This is a genomic window from Paenibacillus sp. PastF-3 (assembly GCF_029893135.1).
Taxonomy (GTDB): domain Bacteria; phylum Bacillota; class Bacilli; order Paenibacillales; family Paenibacillaceae; genus Paenibacillus_AQ; species Paenibacillus_AQ nitricinens.
The window spans coordinates 189,680-207,001 of the sequence record NZ_JARXWM010000004.1 but is presented as its reverse complement, the minus strand read 5'-3'; the positions used below and the strand labels follow the sequence as shown (position 1 = coordinate 207,001).

18 protein-coding genes are annotated in these 17,322 nt (G+C 45.0%); 11 read left to right on the top strand and 7 right to left on the bottom strand.

Translation table 11 applies throughout. The annotated features are described in order from the left end of the window. The first annotated feature begins 29 nt into the window (after positions 1-29). The 9 genes from hemH (at position 30) to M2444_RS10510 (ending at position 9,437) form a co-directional block, all read left to right on the top strand. Positions 30-986, top strand: coding sequence for a ferrochelatase (gene hemH / locus M2444_RS10550; protein ID WP_280786907.1), 957 nt, complete (start codon positions 30-32; stop codon positions 984-986). Further along, positions 983-2,404, top strand: coding sequence for a protoporphyrinogen oxidase (hemG, locus tag M2444_RS10545; protein WP_280786906.1), 1,422 nt, complete (start codon positions 983-985; stop codon positions 2,402-2,404). Before hemH ends, hemG begins: the two co-directional genes overlap by 4 nt. A 273-nt stretch (positions 2,405-2,677) precedes the next feature. After that, positions 2,678-4,066, top strand: coding sequence for a CapA family protein (locus M2444_RS10540; protein WP_280786905.1), 1,389 nt, complete (start codon positions 2,678-2,680; stop codon positions 4,064-4,066). Between the two features lie 21 nt (positions 4,067-4,087). Beyond that, complete coding sequence (locus tag M2444_RS10535) at positions 4,088-4,819, top strand: glycerophosphodiester phosphodiesterase (RefSeq protein WP_481857493.1); 732 nt, start codon at positions 4,088-4,090, stop codon at positions 4,817-4,819. A gap of 36 nt (positions 4,820-4,855) precedes the next feature. Further along, positions 4,856-5,479, top strand: coding sequence for a fumarylacetoacetate hydrolase family protein (locus tag M2444_RS10530; RefSeq protein ID WP_094872259.1), 624 nt, complete (start codon positions 4,856-4,858; stop codon positions 5,477-5,479). Positions 5,480-5,502: 23 nt separating this feature from the next. Further along, positions 5,503-6,306: a DUF92 domain-containing protein gene (locus M2444_RS10525; RefSeq protein WP_094872260.1), complete on the top strand. Its 804-nt coding sequence runs from the start codon at positions 5,503-5,505 to the stop codon at positions 6,304-6,306. Between the two features lie 11 nt (positions 6,307-6,317). Next, the gene (locus tag M2444_RS10520) at positions 6,318-6,920 is read left to right on the top strand and encodes a TetR/AcrR family transcriptional regulator (protein ID WP_094872262.1); all 603 of its coding nucleotides are present in this window, start codon (positions 6,318-6,320) and stop codon (positions 6,918-6,920) included. Between the two features lie 54 nt (positions 6,921-6,974). Next, on the top strand, positions 6,975-8,912 hold the full coding sequence (locus M2444_RS10515; protein WP_280786903.1) for an ABC-F family ATP-binding cassette domain-containing protein: 1,938 nt from the start codon (positions 6,975-6,977) through the stop codon (positions 8,910-8,912). Between the two features lie 54 nt (positions 8,913-8,966). Further along, positions 8,967-9,437, top strand: coding sequence for a tetratricopeptide repeat protein (locus M2444_RS10510; protein WP_280787051.1), 471 nt, complete (start codon positions 8,967-8,969; stop codon positions 9,435-9,437). A 55-nt stretch (positions 9,438-9,492) separates the two neighbouring features. On the opposite strand, the gene M2444_RS10505 is transcribed toward M2444_RS10510, so the two are convergent. From M2444_RS10505 to M2444_RS10480, 6 genes are all read right to left on the bottom strand, one after another. Continuing rightward, positions 9,493-10,323 (bottom strand): hypothetical protein, encoded by an 831-nt coding sequence (locus M2444_RS10505; protein WP_280786902.1) that lies wholly within the window; start codon positions 10,321-10,323, stop codon positions 9,493-9,495. After that, entirely contained in the window at positions 10,307-11,347 is a 1,041-nt protein-coding gene (locus tag M2444_RS10500) for a M42 family metallopeptidase (RefSeq protein WP_280787050.1), read from the bottom strand. Before M2444_RS10500 ends, M2444_RS10505 begins: the two co-directional genes overlap by 17 nt. 2 nt (positions 11,348-11,349) lie before the next feature. Beyond that, positions 11,350-11,661, bottom strand: coding sequence for a LapA family protein (locus tag M2444_RS10495; protein ID WP_042186819.1), 312 nt, complete (start codon positions 11,659-11,661; stop codon positions 11,350-11,352). Between the two features lie 87 nt (positions 11,662-11,748). Beyond that, positions 11,749-13,539, bottom strand: a complete 1,791-nt coding sequence (pepF, locus tag M2444_RS10490; protein WP_094876149.1) for an oligoendopeptidase F — start codon at positions 13,537-13,539, stop codon at positions 11,749-11,751. A gap of 220 nt (positions 13,540-13,759) precedes the next feature. Continuing rightward, positions 13,760-13,930, bottom strand: a complete 171-nt coding sequence (locus M2444_RS10485) for a hypothetical protein (protein WP_167348490.1) — start codon at positions 13,928-13,930, stop codon at positions 13,760-13,762. A gap of 6 nt (positions 13,931-13,936) precedes the next feature. Further along, the gene (locus tag M2444_RS10480; protein WP_036689271.1) at positions 13,937-14,170 is read right to left on the bottom strand and encodes a hypothetical protein; all 234 of its coding nucleotides are present in this window, start codon (positions 14,168-14,170) and stop codon (positions 13,937-13,939) included. A gap of 175 nt (positions 14,171-14,345) precedes the next feature. Here M2444_RS10480 and M2444_RS10475 point away from each other — a divergent pair, with 175 nt between their 5' ends. Next, positions 14,346-14,543, top strand: a complete 198-nt coding sequence (locus M2444_RS10475) for a cold shock domain-containing protein (RefSeq protein WP_042126303.1) — start codon at positions 14,346-14,348, stop codon at positions 14,541-14,543. A 213-nt stretch (positions 14,544-14,756) separates the two neighbouring features. Here M2444_RS10475 and M2444_RS10470 read toward each other — a convergent pair whose 3' ends face one another. Next, positions 14,757-16,004 carry an MFS transporter gene (locus M2444_RS10470; protein ID WP_280786901.1) on the bottom strand — a complete coding sequence of 416 codons (1,248 nt, stop codon included), beginning with the start codon at positions 16,002-16,004 and terminating at the stop codon, positions 14,757-14,759. Positions 16,005-16,205: 201 nt separating this feature from the next. Here M2444_RS10470 and M2444_RS10465 point away from each other — a divergent pair, with 201 nt between their 5' ends. Next, positions 16,206-17,288: a tetraprenyl-beta-curcumene synthase family protein gene (locus M2444_RS10465; protein ID WP_179281672.1), complete on the top strand. Its 1,083-nt coding sequence runs from the start codon at positions 16,206-16,208 to the stop codon at positions 17,286-17,288. The last annotated feature ends 34 nt before the right edge of the window (positions 17,289-17,322 follow it).

The following is a 17,322-nucleotide window of genomic DNA, read 5'->3' as shown; positions in this document are numbered from 1 at the left end:
CCCATTAAATCTATAAGGGGATGGAATCCGTGACAGCAAAAATAGGTGTTCTCGTCATGTCGTATGGCACTCCTAAAAGCTTAGAAGACGTTGAAGCATATTACACTCATATTCGGCGAGGTAATCCGCCGACTGCGGAGCAGCTTAAAGAATTAACAGATCGCTACGAAGCGATTGTCGGGGGTGTATTCCCGCTGCGGGAGAATACAGACCGTCAAGTAGCTGCATTACAGGCAGCAATAAACGCGGATAAAGCTGGGGCGGATGTAGAATTTGTCTGCTATCAGGGTTTGAAGCATGCCTATCCGTTTATTGAGGACGGCGTCGAAGCTATGGCAAAGGATGGGATTACCCAAGCGGTTGGTGTTGTGCTTGCCCCTCACTATTCAAGCATGAGCGTGGGCGGCTACATCAAACGTGCTCAGGAAAAGGCTAATGCATGTAAAATCAACATGGGTTTTGTGGAGAGCTACCATATGCACCCAGTATTGATCGATGTTCTAAGCAGGAGAGTAACTGCGAAAATAGATCAATATATCGAAGCAGGTGCTACTCGCGATGAGATAAGGGTATTATTTAGCGCGCATAGCCTTCCAGAGCGTATTCTAGCTATGGGGGATCCTTATAAAGATCAACTATTGGAGACTTCAAAGGCTATTGCAGATCAAGCGGGGATAACCAATTGGCAGTTTACGTGGCAAAGCGCAGGACGGACCGCTGAACCTTGGCTTGGACCAGACATTCTGGATACTCTTCAACAGCTTAGCAAGGAACAGGTAGAGTATGTTCTAGTGGCACCGATCGGGTTCGTATCCGATCATTTAGAAGTGCTGTATGACCTTGATATCGAGGCAACAGCCGTAGCTTCAGAGCTGGATATGCGTCTTATGCGGATTGAATCATTAAACAGCGATCCTGCGTACATGTCCGTATTGAGCGATGTTGTTCGTACAAGACTGAATCAAATGCCGGCCGGTCAATCATGACTGGTCCCTCTAGGCGAATTGTTATCATAGGCGGTGGGCTGAGTGGACTCAGCGCCGCCTTTTACATTCGTAAGTTTTACAAGAAAGCCGGCATGAAACCTGATATTGTGCTGCTAGAGAAAGAAAAGACTCTTGGTGGGAAGATCGAAACATTGCACCGGGATGGATTTGTGATTGAGAAAGGTCCGGATTCTTTTTTAGCTAGTAAAACAGAGATGATTGAATTGGCTAAGGAATTAGAGCTAGATCACGAGCTGGTGAACACAAATCCAAAGGCAGAGAAGACCTATATACTACAGCGTGACAAGCTTCATCCTATGCCTACCGGTCTGGTGCTTGGAATTCCTACTGAACTAAAGCCATTTCTATCAAGTGCTCTGGTTTCATTCGGTGGCAAAATACGCGCGCTGATGGACCTGATCCTTCCTCCTAAGCGGAGTAATGTCGATGAATCCCTCGGACAGCTGATTGAGCGACGTTTAGGTACTGAAGTGATGGAGAATTTGACCGAACCGCTATTAGCCGGTATGTATGCTGGGGATTTACACAAAGTCAGCCTACAGGCTACCTTTCCGCAGTTTGGAGAAGTAGAGCGGCAGTATGGTGGTCTTATTCGTGGATTCATCAAAGAACGGAATTCCTCCAAGACAAAAACGAGCACAAAGAACAGCACTTTTCTGACCTTTCGAAAAGGACTACAAAGTCTCGTGCATGGCTTGATTCATGAACTGCACGATGTAGAACAGCGAACTGAAGCTGCGGTGGTCTCTATACATGCTACAGAAACTAAAGCTTCTCGCTATGAGCTAGAACTGGAAAGTGGCGAACGGCTGCTTGCGGATGAAATATATATCACCACACCAAATTCTTTTGCTGCCGAACTTTTGCGTCCACATGTGGATGTTTCAGCACTCGATGCAGTAAATTATGTATCGGTTGCGAACTTAGTCTTGGCCTTCAACAAGAAGGATATCGAAATTGATGATGCAGGAGCAGGTTTTCTTGTGCCACGTAAGGAAGGACGCAATATTACTGCTTGTACATGGACGTCTACGAATTGGCCGCATACGAGCCCGGAAGATAAAGTGCTTATGCGCTGTCATGTAGGCCGCTCCGGAGATGAGCAGAATGTTCAACTTCCAGATGAGGCGCTTACGGAACTAGTGAGTAAGGATTTACGAGAGATCTTGGGCATTACAGCAAAACCTATATTCACGGAAATTACTCGTTCGGAACATTCGATGCCACAGTATCCTGTTGGACATCTTGACAATCTTTCTAAATTCCATAGGGAGCTTGAGACCACACTTCCTGGGATATATGTCTTTGGAGCGGGATATGATGGAGTGGCAATGCCTGATTGTGTTAAGCAGGCTAAGCTTACAGCACAAAGCGCTGCAAAGCGTATATCGAATTAATTGTTCATTTACGGGAGAGTTAGAATTATATAATGAACGGTGAAGCGAAGATTTTTTTGCTTCACCGTTTTTGTTTAAAACATACTATTCTAAAATATAAGAAAGTATAAGTTTTACGCTATACTTTATGTCTTATATTTCTCGCTTAAACACTCACCGTCCTTAAAAGGACGCCGAGAGCGTTTATACTTGGCGGACTCTCTTATTTGGAGGGACAGGTGCTAGATATGCTATAATAGAACCAATTTGAGAGTAGAGGAGATCATAGAAACAATGTATCCGCCGCGATCGCGTTCTAGACAGAAGAGCAAACATAAGAGCAAGCGTAAGCGCAGAACGGCCTGGATGTGGGTCAATGCAGGTCTACTTCTGATGATTATTGTGGCGCTCAGCTATAGTTTTATGGATGACAGATTCAAGGGAAGTTCTGAGCCGCCTCCAGTGGCACAAATGACGGCTTCGCCTACGCCGGATAGTACTGCTCAGGAGACAGCACCTGTAGTGACTGCAACGCCTGAAGCCACGGAGTCTCCCATTCCTTCTCCAACGGTAACTCCGGAAGCTACACCTACACCCGAGCCAAAGAGAGAAGAAAATGTTGAAACACAGGCACCTGTACCAACTGAGACCCCTTCGCTAGATGAAGGTAGCTCCCAAGTCGCAGATAGTGGTTCTGTGTCTGGACTTCCATCAGATGACCAGGCTTCTGGCACTACAGTGACCTTGAATTTTGGTGGAGATGTTATTTTTTCGGGGAAAGCCGGGGAATTGCTCGAAAAGAAAGGTTACGACTATTCGTATGCCGCGCTCGATGGAATGTTCAAGAAGGATGACCTAACGGTCGTGAATCTGGAGACTCCTGTGACCACGGGTGGGGTTGGCGCCGCTAATAAGCAATACGTATTCAAAGGCTCGCCTAAAGCACTAGATGCTCTTAAAGCAGCCGGAGTGGATGCAGTAAATATGGCGAACAATCATACGCTGGATCAAGGGGAAGAAGGTCTGCGAGACACGCTTAGTCATCTGTCAGAAAGAGGCATTCCTTATGTTGGTGCTGGACTCAACAGTAAGGAAGCATTTTCAGCACAATATTTTGAGCGTAAAGGGATTAAGATCGCCCTGCTGGGGTTCACACGGGTGATTCCTGCATCGGACTGGATGGCGGGTAAAAATAAACCGGGGCTTGCTTCAGTATATGATAGTAGAGAAGGAATTAAAGCGATTGCTGCAGCTAAACAAAAAGCTGATTTGGTTGTCGTAGTTGTCCATTGGGGCAAAGAACGGGTAGAGCAGTTTGATAATATTCAGCAGACCCTTGGACGTAGTTTTGTCGATGCGGGAGCCGATCTTGTCATTGGTGGTCACCCGCATGTATTGCAAGGTGTGGAGCCATACAAAGGCAAGTGGATCGCTTACAGCACCGGTAATTTTATTTTTACGAGATCAACTGTACCCGCCACTTGGGAAACTGCTGTTTTTCAGGCGGAATGCAGTAAAAAAGGTCAATGTTCATTACAGCTGAAGCCTATGACTGCTGAGCTAGCTCAGCCCGTGCCCATGAATCAGGTGAACGGACAGCTTTTGCTGAAAAAAGTAGAGTCTTTATCTGCTGGTCGAGTTAAGATCGACAGTGACGGTAAAGTCACTCAAGTTACAAAATAGGGTTCCTGGGAGGTCCTTATGATGAACAATTTGTGTGTTGCCCATCGGGGATTTTCCGGTAAAGCTCCGGAGAATACATTAGCAGCAATCCGGATGGCCATTGCCATGCCTTTTGTCCACTGGATGGAATTGGATGTCCAGCTCTCCAAGGACGGTATTCCTGTTGTCATTCATGACTTCACACTGGACCGTACAACCAATGGCCATGGTAAGGTGAAGAATATGGATTGGGAACATATCCGGCGTCTCGATGCGGGCAGCTGGAAAGGGCGTTCTTTTCGGGGAGAGCGGGTGCCTTCCTTGGAAGAGGTGCTTACCTTAGCTTCTGGTAGACTGCGTCTCAATATTGAACTGAAAACAGTGGGTAATATGTATCCTGGCATCGAGCAGAAGGTGACGGATCTTATTTCCTCTAAAGGCATGCGGGACGACGTGGTTTTGACCTCTTTTGACAAAGATGTGTTGAAAAAAATCAAGGAAATAGACCCTCACTTTCGTACAGGCTTAATTTTTGATTCAAGATTTGGTAATCCTGCTCGAAGGCTGCGTGAACTGGAATGTTCTCTTTTGTCGATTAGCTTCTCGCGTCTAAATCCTAGATTGGCTAAGGTTTTGACGGAGCAAGGGGTGAAGATTATGGCCTGGACTGTGAACAAAGAGAAAGAGATGCGTCGCTTAGCAGATATGCATTCTGATATAATGATTTGTACAAACCGTCCGGATATCTGGGGCGACACATTTCTAAAAGTATAAATAATCCAATTCGATGGGAAAGAGAGCTGATTGTCTGTGTGCGCTGCTGTTAATAATTTGTATTGTGTTGGACGGAACTACAAGCTACATGCGGAGGAATTAGGAAATAACGTCCCCGTAGAGCCACTCATTTTTTTGAAGCCCTCACATGCGGCGGTTTCCCTCGATAAAGCAGTCATTCAGCTTCCAAAGGATTCAGGCCAGGTTCATTATGAAGGAGAGCTTGTGCTTCGGATCGCGCGTGATTATGTACCGGGTATGAGCGTGGAGGATCTGGTGGATGTTATGGCACTGGGACTAGATTTCACACTGCGTGATGTGCATAATGATCTGCAGAAGAAAGGTCTGCCTTGGACACCGGCTAAAGGCTTTAAGAACGCTGCTCCACTCACACCTTACATTGCATTTCCTGACAAGGAAGAGCTAGAAGGAACGGATTTCACGGTTTTAAAAAATGGTGTTGAAGTTCAGCGAGGAAATGTTAAAAACATGATTTTTTCGCTCCAAAAAGTTGTCGATTTTATCGCTGCGCGTTACGGGCTGGGTAAAGACGATGTGATTTTCACAGGAACACCAGAAGGTGTAGGCCCTACCGTATCAGGAGATTCTTTTGAATTGTACTGGGGTGACAAGCTGATGGGGACTTGCCTGATCGGCTAAAAACATCTGTTGGAGTTGAATCTATGTTATGGATTATTGGCGCCCTTGGCGCTTTGTTAGTTGCGGGAGCGGCTTATAGGAAACAATCCTTAAGTCTCTCCGGCATGCTTGCCGCGGTAGCTATGGGGACCATCTATTTTGGTGCTGGAAATGCCTTTTGGTTTGGAATATTGTTAATTTTTTTCATCTCTTCAAGCCTGTTGTCTAAGCTTCATCATGATAATAAGGCAGAGCTTGAGCAGACTTATGCCAAGACGGGTCGCCGAGATGCTGGGCAGGTCTTTGCTAATGGCGGGCTTGGGATGGTTTTCGTTCTACTGAATGCGATGGTTCCGATGGAACATTGGGAATTTTTATTTATCGGGGTTATGGCAACGGTAACCTCTGATACATGGGCTACGGAGATTGGTACACTCAGCAAGAAGTCACCTCGGTCTGTCCTCACAGGTAAAATACTTCCAGCCGGTGCCTCGGGTGGCGTATCCAGCCTGGGCACGCTGGCCGCTGCCGCAGGAGGTGCACTTATCGGTGCATCTTCATGGCTGCTGCGGATGATATCCGGCATGTCAGATCAATCCTTCTTGTTGCTTACATTGGCTGGACTCACTGGAGGTCTTGCGGGTGCGTTCACGGATTCTATTCTTGGGGCAACCGTTCAGCAGATGAATCGCTGCACCGTATGCGGACGCGAAGTGGAAAGTACACATCACTGCGGTAAAAAGGTTGAAAACGCACGTGGCTGGAAGTGGATGACCAATGATGCAGTTAATGCTATTAGCTCTATCGTCGGAGGGGCTATTGCTTTACTGTGTGGAATGATGTTTTAAAGGAGGAACCGATGAGCAGCACGTCCAATCATAAACATACTGCCATTCTGGATGCCGCATACGAGCTCTTCGGTTCAGGTGGATTTTACGAAACGAAGATGTCGGAAATTGCGGTTCAGGCCGGAATTGCTAAGGGCACCGTTTACTTATATTTTAAGAGTAAAGAAGAATTATTCATGGCGGTAACGCGCCGGGATTGTGAGGGATTCCTTCAGCAATTACAGGAAAAGCTGAAGGATAGTGATACTTTGGCAGGTAAACTGTCGATCATCGCCAAACATCATCTTTACTATTATTATGAGCGAAAGCGACACACGAAGCTCTTTTTCCGCGCACCTAACAATAACCCAGAGCTTGTGGCGTATATGACGCTTTTTATGGAAGAATATATGCAGGCAGTGGTGAAGGTGTTGCTGGAGGGCGGAGCGTCTGAGCCTGAGCTTATGGCGCAGTCCTACATAGGGATGTTGGATCGGCTGAAGATGGATATTTTGTTCGATCCATCTTTTAAGGAAGAAGATGCGTATAAACGTGCTGGTTTCGCTGCGGGTCTTTTTATTAAAGGGGCAATGGATTACTTGAATTTAGGTCAGGACGATAGATCGGTGGAATAGCAGCACTATGCTGCGACCGGTTTTATGAAAATATAAGGCAAGCGAGGAAATAGCATGAATATTATGACCGTGGAACATCTTTCCAAAAGTTATGGTGAGAAAGTACTTTTTAGTGATGCTTCATTTGGTATGGACGATCGGGATAAAATTGGTTTGATCGGTGTGAATGGAACGGGTAAATCAACGTTTTTACGTATTATTGCCGGTCTGGATACTCCGGATGGCGGGCAAATTGCGATCGGAAATAATGTTAGAGTGCAGTACTTGGCACAGAACCCTCCTTATGAGCCGACAAATACGGTACTGCAACAGGTCTTCGCCGGAGAGGATCCAGATCTTGCTACCATGCGTGAGTATATGGAGACTATGTCTCGCCTTGAAAAAGAACCAGGTAACGCAGAACTGGAAGGCAAACTGGTGCGGATTGGACAGGCTATCGATGCGGCAGGTACTTGGCATTTGGAGAGTGAAGCTAAGAGCGTGCTTACTAAGCTGGGTATAGTGAAATTCGATGCACTGATGGATACACTGTCTGGTGGTCAACGGAAACGTGTAGCACTTGCGGCAGCCCTGATTACGCCATCTGAGTTACTTATTCTGGATGAGCCTACGAACCATATTGATACGGACTCCGTGGCTTGGCTAGAGCAATATTTACAGAAACGGCGTGGCGCCCTCTTAATGGTAACGCATGATCGTTACTTCCTGGAGCGTGTCGCAAGTGTCATGCTAGAGCTGGACGGAGGACAGTTATACCGTTATGAGGCCAACTATTCCCGTTTTCTAGAGCTAAAAGCCGACCGTGAAGAGCGTGAGGCCTCTGCGGAGCAAAAGCGTAAGAACCTGCTGCGTACGGAGCTTGCTTGGATTCGTCGTGGAGCTAAAGCTCGATCAACGAAACAGAAGGCAAGAATCGACCGTTTTGAGAAGCTGAAAGAAAGTACAGGAAGCAGTTCGAACGGTTCGCTGGATATTTCGGTGGCATCCACACGTTTGGGTCGTAAAATCATTGAAATCAATGAACTGTCGAAATCGCTGGATGGCCGTCAGTTGATTAAAGATCTGACCTATATTGCCGTACCCCAAGACCGCGTAGGTATTGTAGGTCCGAATGGCAGCGGTAAATCAACCCTTCTGAATCTGATTGCAGGTAAGCTGCAGCCGGATAAGGGAGAGGTTCAGCTTGGCGCGACAGTTAAGTTGGGTTATTTTACGCAAGAACATCAGGATATGGATGACAGCATGCGAGCGATTGAATATGTGAAGGAAGAAGCGGAAGTCATACGAACGGCTGATGGTAGCGTCATTACGGCAGGTCAAATGCTTGAACGCTTCTTGTTCCCTCCTGCGATGCAATGGACGCCGATTTCCAAACTGTCAGGTGGCGAAAAAAGGCGCCTGTATCTGCTTCGTGTATTGATGGGAGCTCCAAACGTGTTGCTGTTGGATGAGCCTACGAACGACTTGGATATCGGAACGTTGGCTGTTTTAGAAGACTATCTGGATGAATTCCCGGGCGTCGTCTTCACAGTATCCCATGACCGTTATTTCCTGGATCGTACAATAGATAAGCTGATCGCTTTTGAAAATGGTGATATCCGGATTCATGTTGGCGATTATACGGAATATGAAGAATGGCTGGCCAAAAATGTCTCTTCACGCCATGCAGAATCGAACAAAGATGACGGAAATGCAAAGCGTAAAGAGACTACAGATGTTAGTAATAACACAGCGCCATCCTCAGCGCCTAAGACCAAACTCAAATTCAGCTTTAAGGAACAGCGTGAATATGAGGGAATTGACGAGCAGATCGAGCTTGCAGAGCAGCGCTTGACGGATATTAGTGCCAAGATGGAAGCAGCGTTTGCTGACTCTGGGAGACTGCAGGAGTTAATGGAAGAGCAGCGGCTTGCCGAAGCCGAGCTGGAGCGTCTAATGGAGCGCTGGACCTATCTGAATGAGCTTGCAGAGAAAATCGCTGGTAAAGCATAAAACGGATTGTCTTGGTGTAACAATAAGGGAGGGCTCAGTTTGGAGAATCAACTTATGTTAGCTGTAGCCCTGCGAAACGAAGGTAAAGCTGAAGAAGCCAGAGTGATGCTGTTAGAGCTATATGAGCAGAATAGTGATGATGCAGAACTTCTATATCAATTGGCATGGACGCATGATGTGCTCGGCCTGGAACGCGGGGCAGTACCCTATTATGAGAAAAGCTTAACACTAGGCTTATCTTCGGAGCAGAGAATCGGCGCTTTATTGGGACTGGGCAGCACCTACCGAACACTCGGAGAATATGAAAACTCCAAATTAATTTTGGAGCAGGCCGTTCATGAATACCCAGAGAATAAGGAGTTTCCGGTGTTCCTTGCGATGACCTTGCACAATCTTGGAGATCATAGTCTGGCTATGGGGATTTTGCTTAAATTGCTGGCTGAAACCTCAGCAGATGAAGGAATAAGAAGCTATAGTAAGGCCATTTCCTTTTATTCAGATAAGCTAGAGCAAGTCTGGGATTGAATAAAATCACAAAAAGAAGCGATTCTCTACTATTAGAGATCGCTTCTTTTTTGCTTTATTTCGTTCCGTCCACCGCAATCATTTGCACCACAGCACGAGAGTCGCCAGGTAAGATGATTTCATCAGCATTCATCTGTGAGGAGCCATCTCCATCTAGAAAGATACCTTCGAGGCCTTCAGCAGGCACGCTCTGTAGGATGGCTGTGCGGAACTCTGCCGCCGTCGAGAGTGTTGGCGTAACAATCAGCCACAGCTTGCCATTATCATCATACAGCATGCCTGAGCGCATTCGTTGCTCATCAGCATAAGGAAGATGTTCTTTCGCGATCACAGCTTCCCAGACATCTTCATGCTTAAGATTCATACTAATGCCGCCTTGCGCAAAATAATGCTGGCGATCCGTAACGTTCAATTCTTCTCCCGATGAGACGACTTGTACCGAAAAGCTACGACTGGCACCATCCCAGACCAGGGTTCCGCGTGCATATTTAGCGTTAAACCAGCCGGAGCCGTATGCCTTTTTAACCCCGTTAGTGGGGACATCATTTATTATAGCAATAGAGAGGAGTGCGTCTTCATAGAAGAAGCCTCCATTAATCCCATAAGCCATAACTTGCTGAAGAGGTGCACCAGCGGCTCTGAGTTGAACATCATCTGGCGAAAGTGACATCATATAGAGTTGAACATTTTCTGGACTTACAGCCTCTGAATAGGTGTAGGCGTGGGGAAGATCAGCAAAGGGATCTTCCGTGTGATTTCTGGATAACAGGATCATTGAGAGCACTGACGCTGCTACCAAGAGCAGCAGAAGTGAAACGATCAGCCATTGTCTACGTCTCCAGAGCTGCGTTAGCTTGCCAGTGCTTGACTCAGTTAGTGCCCACATAAGCAGCGAGAAGCTTAGCAGTGTTTACTACAGCTTGCTTATGTGTACGTTCCATGGAGTGGGAGGCGTGTACGCCTGGGCCGATCAGTGCGGCACGAATATTATTGCCGCCTCGAAGGGCAGCGGAAGCATCAGAGCCGTACATGGGATAGATATCAACGGCATAAGGAATAGCAAGTGCTTCTGCCAGCTCAATCAAACGGCCAGTCATAACATAATCATAAGGGCCGGAAGAATCCTTTGCACAGATGGACACATCGGTTTCTTTACAGCTAAGATCATCGCCCATAGCACCCATATCGACTGCGATCATTTCATTAATCTCGCCAGGAATCCAAGATGTGCCATGTCCCACTTCCTCATAGTTGGAGATGAGGAAAGAAAGGTTGTGGAGCGGTTTCCAGCCTTCGCGCTTCATGCTTTCCAGCAGGCCAAGAAGGGCAGCCACGCTAGCTTTGTCATCCAGATGCCGGGATTTAATATACCCGCTAGGTGTAATCACCGCACGTGCATCGAAGGAAATGAAATCACCAACAGAGATGCCTAGCTTAAGTACATCTTCTTTGTTAGATACTAGCTCATCAATCCGTACTTCCATGTTCTCTTCTGAACGTTTGAAATCACGAGCATCAGGATATACGTGAACGGATGGATGGCTGGTTAAGATGGTTCCAGTATAGGTTCTGCCGCTGCGGGTATGGATCACACAATATTCATTCTCGATGCTGTGCATTGTGAAGCCACCAACAGAGGTTAGTCGCAGTGTACCATCAGATTTAATAGAGCGAGCCATGCCTCCAAGTGTATCCACGTGAGCGCTGATGCCGATTGTACGGGAAGGATCTAGGCCTGGGACGGTTAGAATTACGCCGCCTTTTTCATTCCAGCTTAGCGGTACATTTAATGCTGCCGCTTCTTCGGCAACAAGGTTCATTACTTGTGCTGTGAAGCCGCTGGGGCTCGGTGTATCAAGTAATTTTTTTAGGATTGAGAGTATGTAATCTTCGTTTGGTTGAATAGTAATCATTAGTTAAGTCCTCCTGTTAGGCCATCATTGTCTGTGTTAAAAGAATCTAAAGAAGTGTCGGCATCACGAAGTTTGGTTAGCTCAGCATTTAAGCTTTTAATTTGTTTTTGTAGCTTGTACTGGCGAAAAATACCGTAAGAACCCACGATGATTCCACCAATTAGCGCGCAGCCCAGAATAACTAGGATCAGCGGTATATTAACTACATCAAAACCGAAATTAACTTGAACGGGATCCACGTTGATGACTGCAAATATGGCTGTTAGCAGCGCGAAGATTAGACCTGCAATTAAAGACCATTGAATTCTCATTGAATTCTTCCTCCTCAGGGGATATAACAGAATAAAATCCCTTGCCCAAATAGGGCAAGGGATTAATGCAATACTAAGCTCTCTGCCTTATTTGGTCAACTGTTCCATTTGAGCGATAACATCTTCGAAGACACTCATTGCTTCGCGAATCGGCTCAGGAGAAGACATATCAACACCAGCTTTAGACAGAATATTAATGGAGTAGTCACTGCCGCCACTCTTCAGGAAGCCGAGGTAACGATCCACCGCAGGTTTGCCTTCTTCAAGAATTTGTTTGGCAAAGCTAGTCGCTGCTGAGAAGCCGGTTGCGTATTTATAAACATAGAAGCTGTTATAGAAATGCGGAATCCGCGCCCATTCCATCTCGATATCTTGATCTACAACCATTTCTTTACCATAGTATTTAACATTCAGGTCATAGTAGATGCTCGAAAGATCTTGTGGAGTAAGCGATTCACCTTCTTCAACACGCTGATGAATGATTTTCTCGAACTCAGCAAACATCGTCTGCCGGAAAATCGTTGTCCGGAACTGATCAGCATAGTAGGTGAGCAAATACATTTTTTCTTTAGGATCTGTAGACTTTTTGAGTAAATAATCCATTAGCAACGCCTCGTTAGTAGTAGAAGCAACCTCTGCTAGGAAAATCGTATATTGCGCATCCCGATAATTCAGAGCGCTATCCGAAAAATACGAGTGTAATGCATGGCCCATCTCATGTGCCAGTGTAAACATACTGTTTAAATTATCATTATGGTTCAGCAGTACGAAAGGATGCGTACCATATGGCCCCCAGCTGTAAGCCCCGGACCGTTTATTCTCGTTCTCATACACATCGATCCAACCGTTGTCGTAGCCTTTTTGCAGCACATTCAGATAATCTTCACCAAGCGGTTTGAGACCCTCTTTAGTGATTTTTTTGGCTTCTTCATAGGTGATATCTAATTTATATTCATCAACAAGCGGTGCAAACAGATCATACATATGTAACTCATCGACACCCAGCAGCTTCTGACGCAGTTTCATATAACGGTGCATCAATGGAAGGCTTTCGTGAATCGTATCAATCAAGTTGGTGTAAACCTCTTTAGGAATGTTATCTCCATAGAGTGACATTTCCATTACAGAAGGATATTTGCGAATCCGTGAGTAAAAGACATTTTTATTCACATTGGCGCTAAGCGTTGCTGCGATCGTGTTCTTCTGCTTCCGGTAGGTATCATAGACTGCCTTAAAAGCATTTCGGCGAACCTCACGGTCGCTACTTTCGAGAAACTTGATATAGTTGCCATGAGTCAGTTCAACTTCTTTGCCATCCTCATCTTTGATCTTAGGGAATTTCAGATCCGCATTGTTCAGCATACTGAAAATATTCTGAGGTGCTTGAGCTAAATTTCCGACCTGAGCGAGCAGTGCTTCTTCAGCCTTAGAAAGCACATGGGCTTTTTCACGTTTCATTTCAGTTAAGGTGAATTTATAAGCGGATAGGTTCGGATCAGCGATGAATTGGTTGAGCTTCTCAATTGGCAACGCCAGAATTTCTGGGGTTACAAAAGATAAGGCTTCACCTGCTTCAATACCAAGCTTTTTCGCTTTGGAGGACAAAGCTTGATATTCAGGATTAGCTGTGTCTTCATCTTGACGCATATGTGCATACACGAAGAGTCGTTCAGTTAAGATGGACAACTTGTCATCCAGCTCAAAACATTTTTTTAGAGCATCTGCGGAATCTAGTGTACCCTGAAAATCCGCAGCTTTTTTGATTAGGGATTTTGCTTCAGCAAATTCTGCATCCCAATCCTTCTGAGAAGCAAACACATCTTCAAGCTTCCAACGATTCTCAGCAGGTACTTCGCTTCTTTTCAATAATTGTTCCATAGAAACCCTCCTAGAATGATGAGATGTAGTAGGCATAATCTCCCTCGGCAATACTGTAGATGATAAATCACCCGGTAGCAAGCTGAGCACAAGTAGAAGAGGGATGGACTTGGGTGAAATAGGCATAACGTCCTCCTCTTGAAAGTAGAGTCGGCTTATTATGCCCTGTTAAGTCCTGATTATTAATATTTAGTGTTCTTTAAATATATGAAAGGATAAGTTATGCCAATAAACTATAAATAACAAAGATGAAGGCGAACAGAATCATAATGACCGCAGTTAAGGCCATGCCCCGCTTAAACTGCGGCGGGACACGATCCTTGGTCATAATTAGAACTGCGCCTAGACATAAGACTAGGACAACATAAATCGCGATATTTTCTGTGTTCATATTCTGTTATACCTGTTTGAAAGCTGCGATGATATTTTTGTACTCTTCTTCATTATCTTTATAAGATTCTTTGTTGAATCGGTTGTTCACCCACTGCATCATAGCTGGACGACTTAGGAAAGTATGTGTTTCTTCTCCCCATTGATCGGAGATTTCGCGAAGTACAATATAACGTCCTTGAACTTCTACCGTCATCATATTCCATTTGTCTGTTTTGTATATTTCATGTTTTTTGATCATTATCAATACCACCCTGGCGATTTTTGGCTTTTGGCTCAATGATAACGCACTGGTGAAGGGAAAAGCAAATTAAATCACATATTTATAGGTTGAGATAGATTGATTTGAGCAGAAGATTGCAGTATAATATAGTTATACGCCATATATGGCGGTTATTTTTTAGGAGGTTGTTCAATTGAAAGGTACAGTAAAATGGTTTAACGCAGAAAAAGGTTATGGCTTTCTTCAAGTAGAAGGCGGCGAAGATGTATTCGTACACTTCTCAGCAATTCAAGGTGAAGGATTCAAAACTTTAGACGAAGGTCAAGAAGTTGAATTCGATATCACTGATGGTAATCGTGGACCGCAAGCTGAAAACGTAGTGAAATTATAAGAAACGGCAAAGGCAGCTAAGCTGTCTGCTATAAATATATAATTTACTTGGCAAGCCCTTGCAAGAGTGGTTACCAACTATAAAACACAGTTCTTTCGGGAACTGTGTTTTTTTACGTCTAATAGACATCAATTTAGATGAAAGGTCTTCGCACTCCCAAGTGAAGGGATAGCAAAGACCTTTTTAATATTTTTGAATATCAGAAGTGTTCTATTATAGAGAAGCTTTTTTGTTTTTTTTCTTAAAATAGCGCATTGAATCTCGATGGGTATCCAATAAATGCTGTCCTAAAAAGCCTACAAAGGCTAGAAGGCTGAAGCCAACCGCTACCATATAAAAGGTGAAGCGCCCAGCTTCTTGATAGATCATTCCACCAAATGTACCACTTAGAAGTCCAGCTGCACTTGACCAAACAACCGTGTAGATGGCAAGACCGGTTGCTCGGAGACGATCAGGAATAATCCGGGTGATATAACGGACACATGTTACAAAAAAGACGCCAAATGTCAGGCTATGCAAGGCTTGAATCGCGATTATAGAGCCTGGATGCTCGGCGAGCGCCATGAGTAGAAAACGAAGGGCATACATGAGACTGGCTAAAATTAATAAGGGCAGTTCTTTAAATTTGTCGCCGTATTTGCCGAGTATAAATAATACAGGGATTTCACTTAGTGCTGAGGCAAGTAGTGCCCAGCCGATCACTTCCTCACCAGCGCCCAGATTCTTTAAACTGATGGTGAGAAAAGCTTCGTTCATTCTATGGCCCAGTGCGAGTACAAAGACACATCCGAAGAACCACAGCACCTCTTTTTGCAAAAGAATATCTTTAAGCCCATGTTCTTTCTTATCTGGTTTGGTATTAACAGCTTTCTGATTGGAGAGCTCTGGAACAGTTTTTTTGACATCCTTTAGGCCAATTGTAATTAGAAGTGCGATTATAATGATGATAATACATAAGGTAAGACTCCAAGTAGCACCTAAAGCTCTAAGCGCATAACCAACGGTTAAAGCAAAGAAAGAATAGCCTAAGGAGCCAAATACACGAATTGTAATGAAGTTTCGTCCGTGTCGCTCCGCAATTTTGATGGCCATTGTATCAGCAAGCGGAAAAACTGGGTAATAGAAGAAGTAGAAAAAGGACAAAATAAGCATAACGGAAGAAAATTCGGTCGCTCTGGCTAATAAAAGTCCGGTAACTAATTGCCCCGCGAGTAAAATAAACATGATTTTTCGAATGGTACCCAGCTTATCGCTCATCATACTCCAGAAGAGATTGGATAGGATGGAGATGAGGGGACCGAGGGAATACAAGTAGCCCACCTGAGAACTGCTAAACCCTAAATGTGTGTAGAATAAAGGAAAGTAGGATACTACAAGAACGCTTGTGCCATAAATCGTAAAAAGAAAGGAACGAAGCCAATTCTGATCACTGTAAGGGCTTCCGGTCCGTTTTGAAAACATGAAAGTGCACTCCTCTGAGATTGAAATATGGCTAGTATAGCATAAAGCAATGGAGGGTTATGTGTTTTATTCTTGAATTGCGTTATTTCTGAATCTTTCATAATTTTACGAAAGTGATTTTGTTGTTTGTACAAATACGTCTGATCATATTATAATAAGTGGTGATTTGGATAAGGAGACAACAATGTGGAGGCACTATCATTGAGTGAATTAGAGCAAGGCCGTTACCTTAGCCCGCGTGGCCCTATTGGGCTTATGAACAGGGTCTATAAGTACGTGCTGCCCGAAGTGAGAGAAAGTCTAAACTTCTGGCGCCAAGATGCGAATGGGATTCCCGATCCCGAGCTCCGGAAGCAAGCACTTGCCAGCATTGAGACGAAAGAGTTTCATTGCATAGGTGGAGGTATTTATGCCGCCGGCAATTTATCGATGAGACATATACTTATTCCGCTTATTGTTGCTTATCAAACTATCAGTGATTATCTAGATAACTTATGTGATCGCAGTACTTCGCTTGATCCTGCAGATTTCAGGCTGCTGCATCAATCTATGCTGGATGCCATTGATCCAAACGCTGAACCTGTCAATTATTATGCGCTTCGCGATGAACAGAATGACGGCGGATACTTGTATAGGCTAGTTCGAAAATGCCAGGAGATGATCTCTTTGCTGCCAGGTTATTCCGCTGCTGCAGCGGAGATTCGTGATTTGGCTGTGCTGTATACAGATTTGCAGGTATATAAGCATATCCGCCCGGAACTCAGGGAAACAGCCCTGAAGGAATGGTGGGAGCAGCAGGGTAGCCGTGCTCCGCATCTGCACTGGAACGAGTTTGCGGCTGCGACAGGCTCTACTTTAGGCGTATTCATGCTTTTTCTATCTGCATGTGATCCGAAGCTAAATAAGTCTTCTTCGGAATCGATTCGAGCTGCATACTTTCCACATGTGTGTGGATTGCACATTATGCTGGATTATTTGATTGATCAGGAAGAGGACCGAGCAGGCGGTGATCTTAATTTCTGCAATTATTATGACGACACGGATACCATGTTAAGTCGGATCGCTTCCATGGTTGAGTGGGCCCGTAAGGATGTACGTGAACTACCGGAATCATCTATGCATCGTATGGTGATTGAGGGATTGCTGGCACTTTATTTATCTGATCCGAAAGTTAGCGAACAGCGGGAAGTTCGCAGTGTGTCTAAAAGCCTAATGAGAGGAAGTCCGCTTACAAGGCTGTTCTTCTTCGCTAATAGCCGCTGGATACGCAATCGTTTTTTGTAACAAGGCTGCGAAGCTTCACCTATACAACGGATGG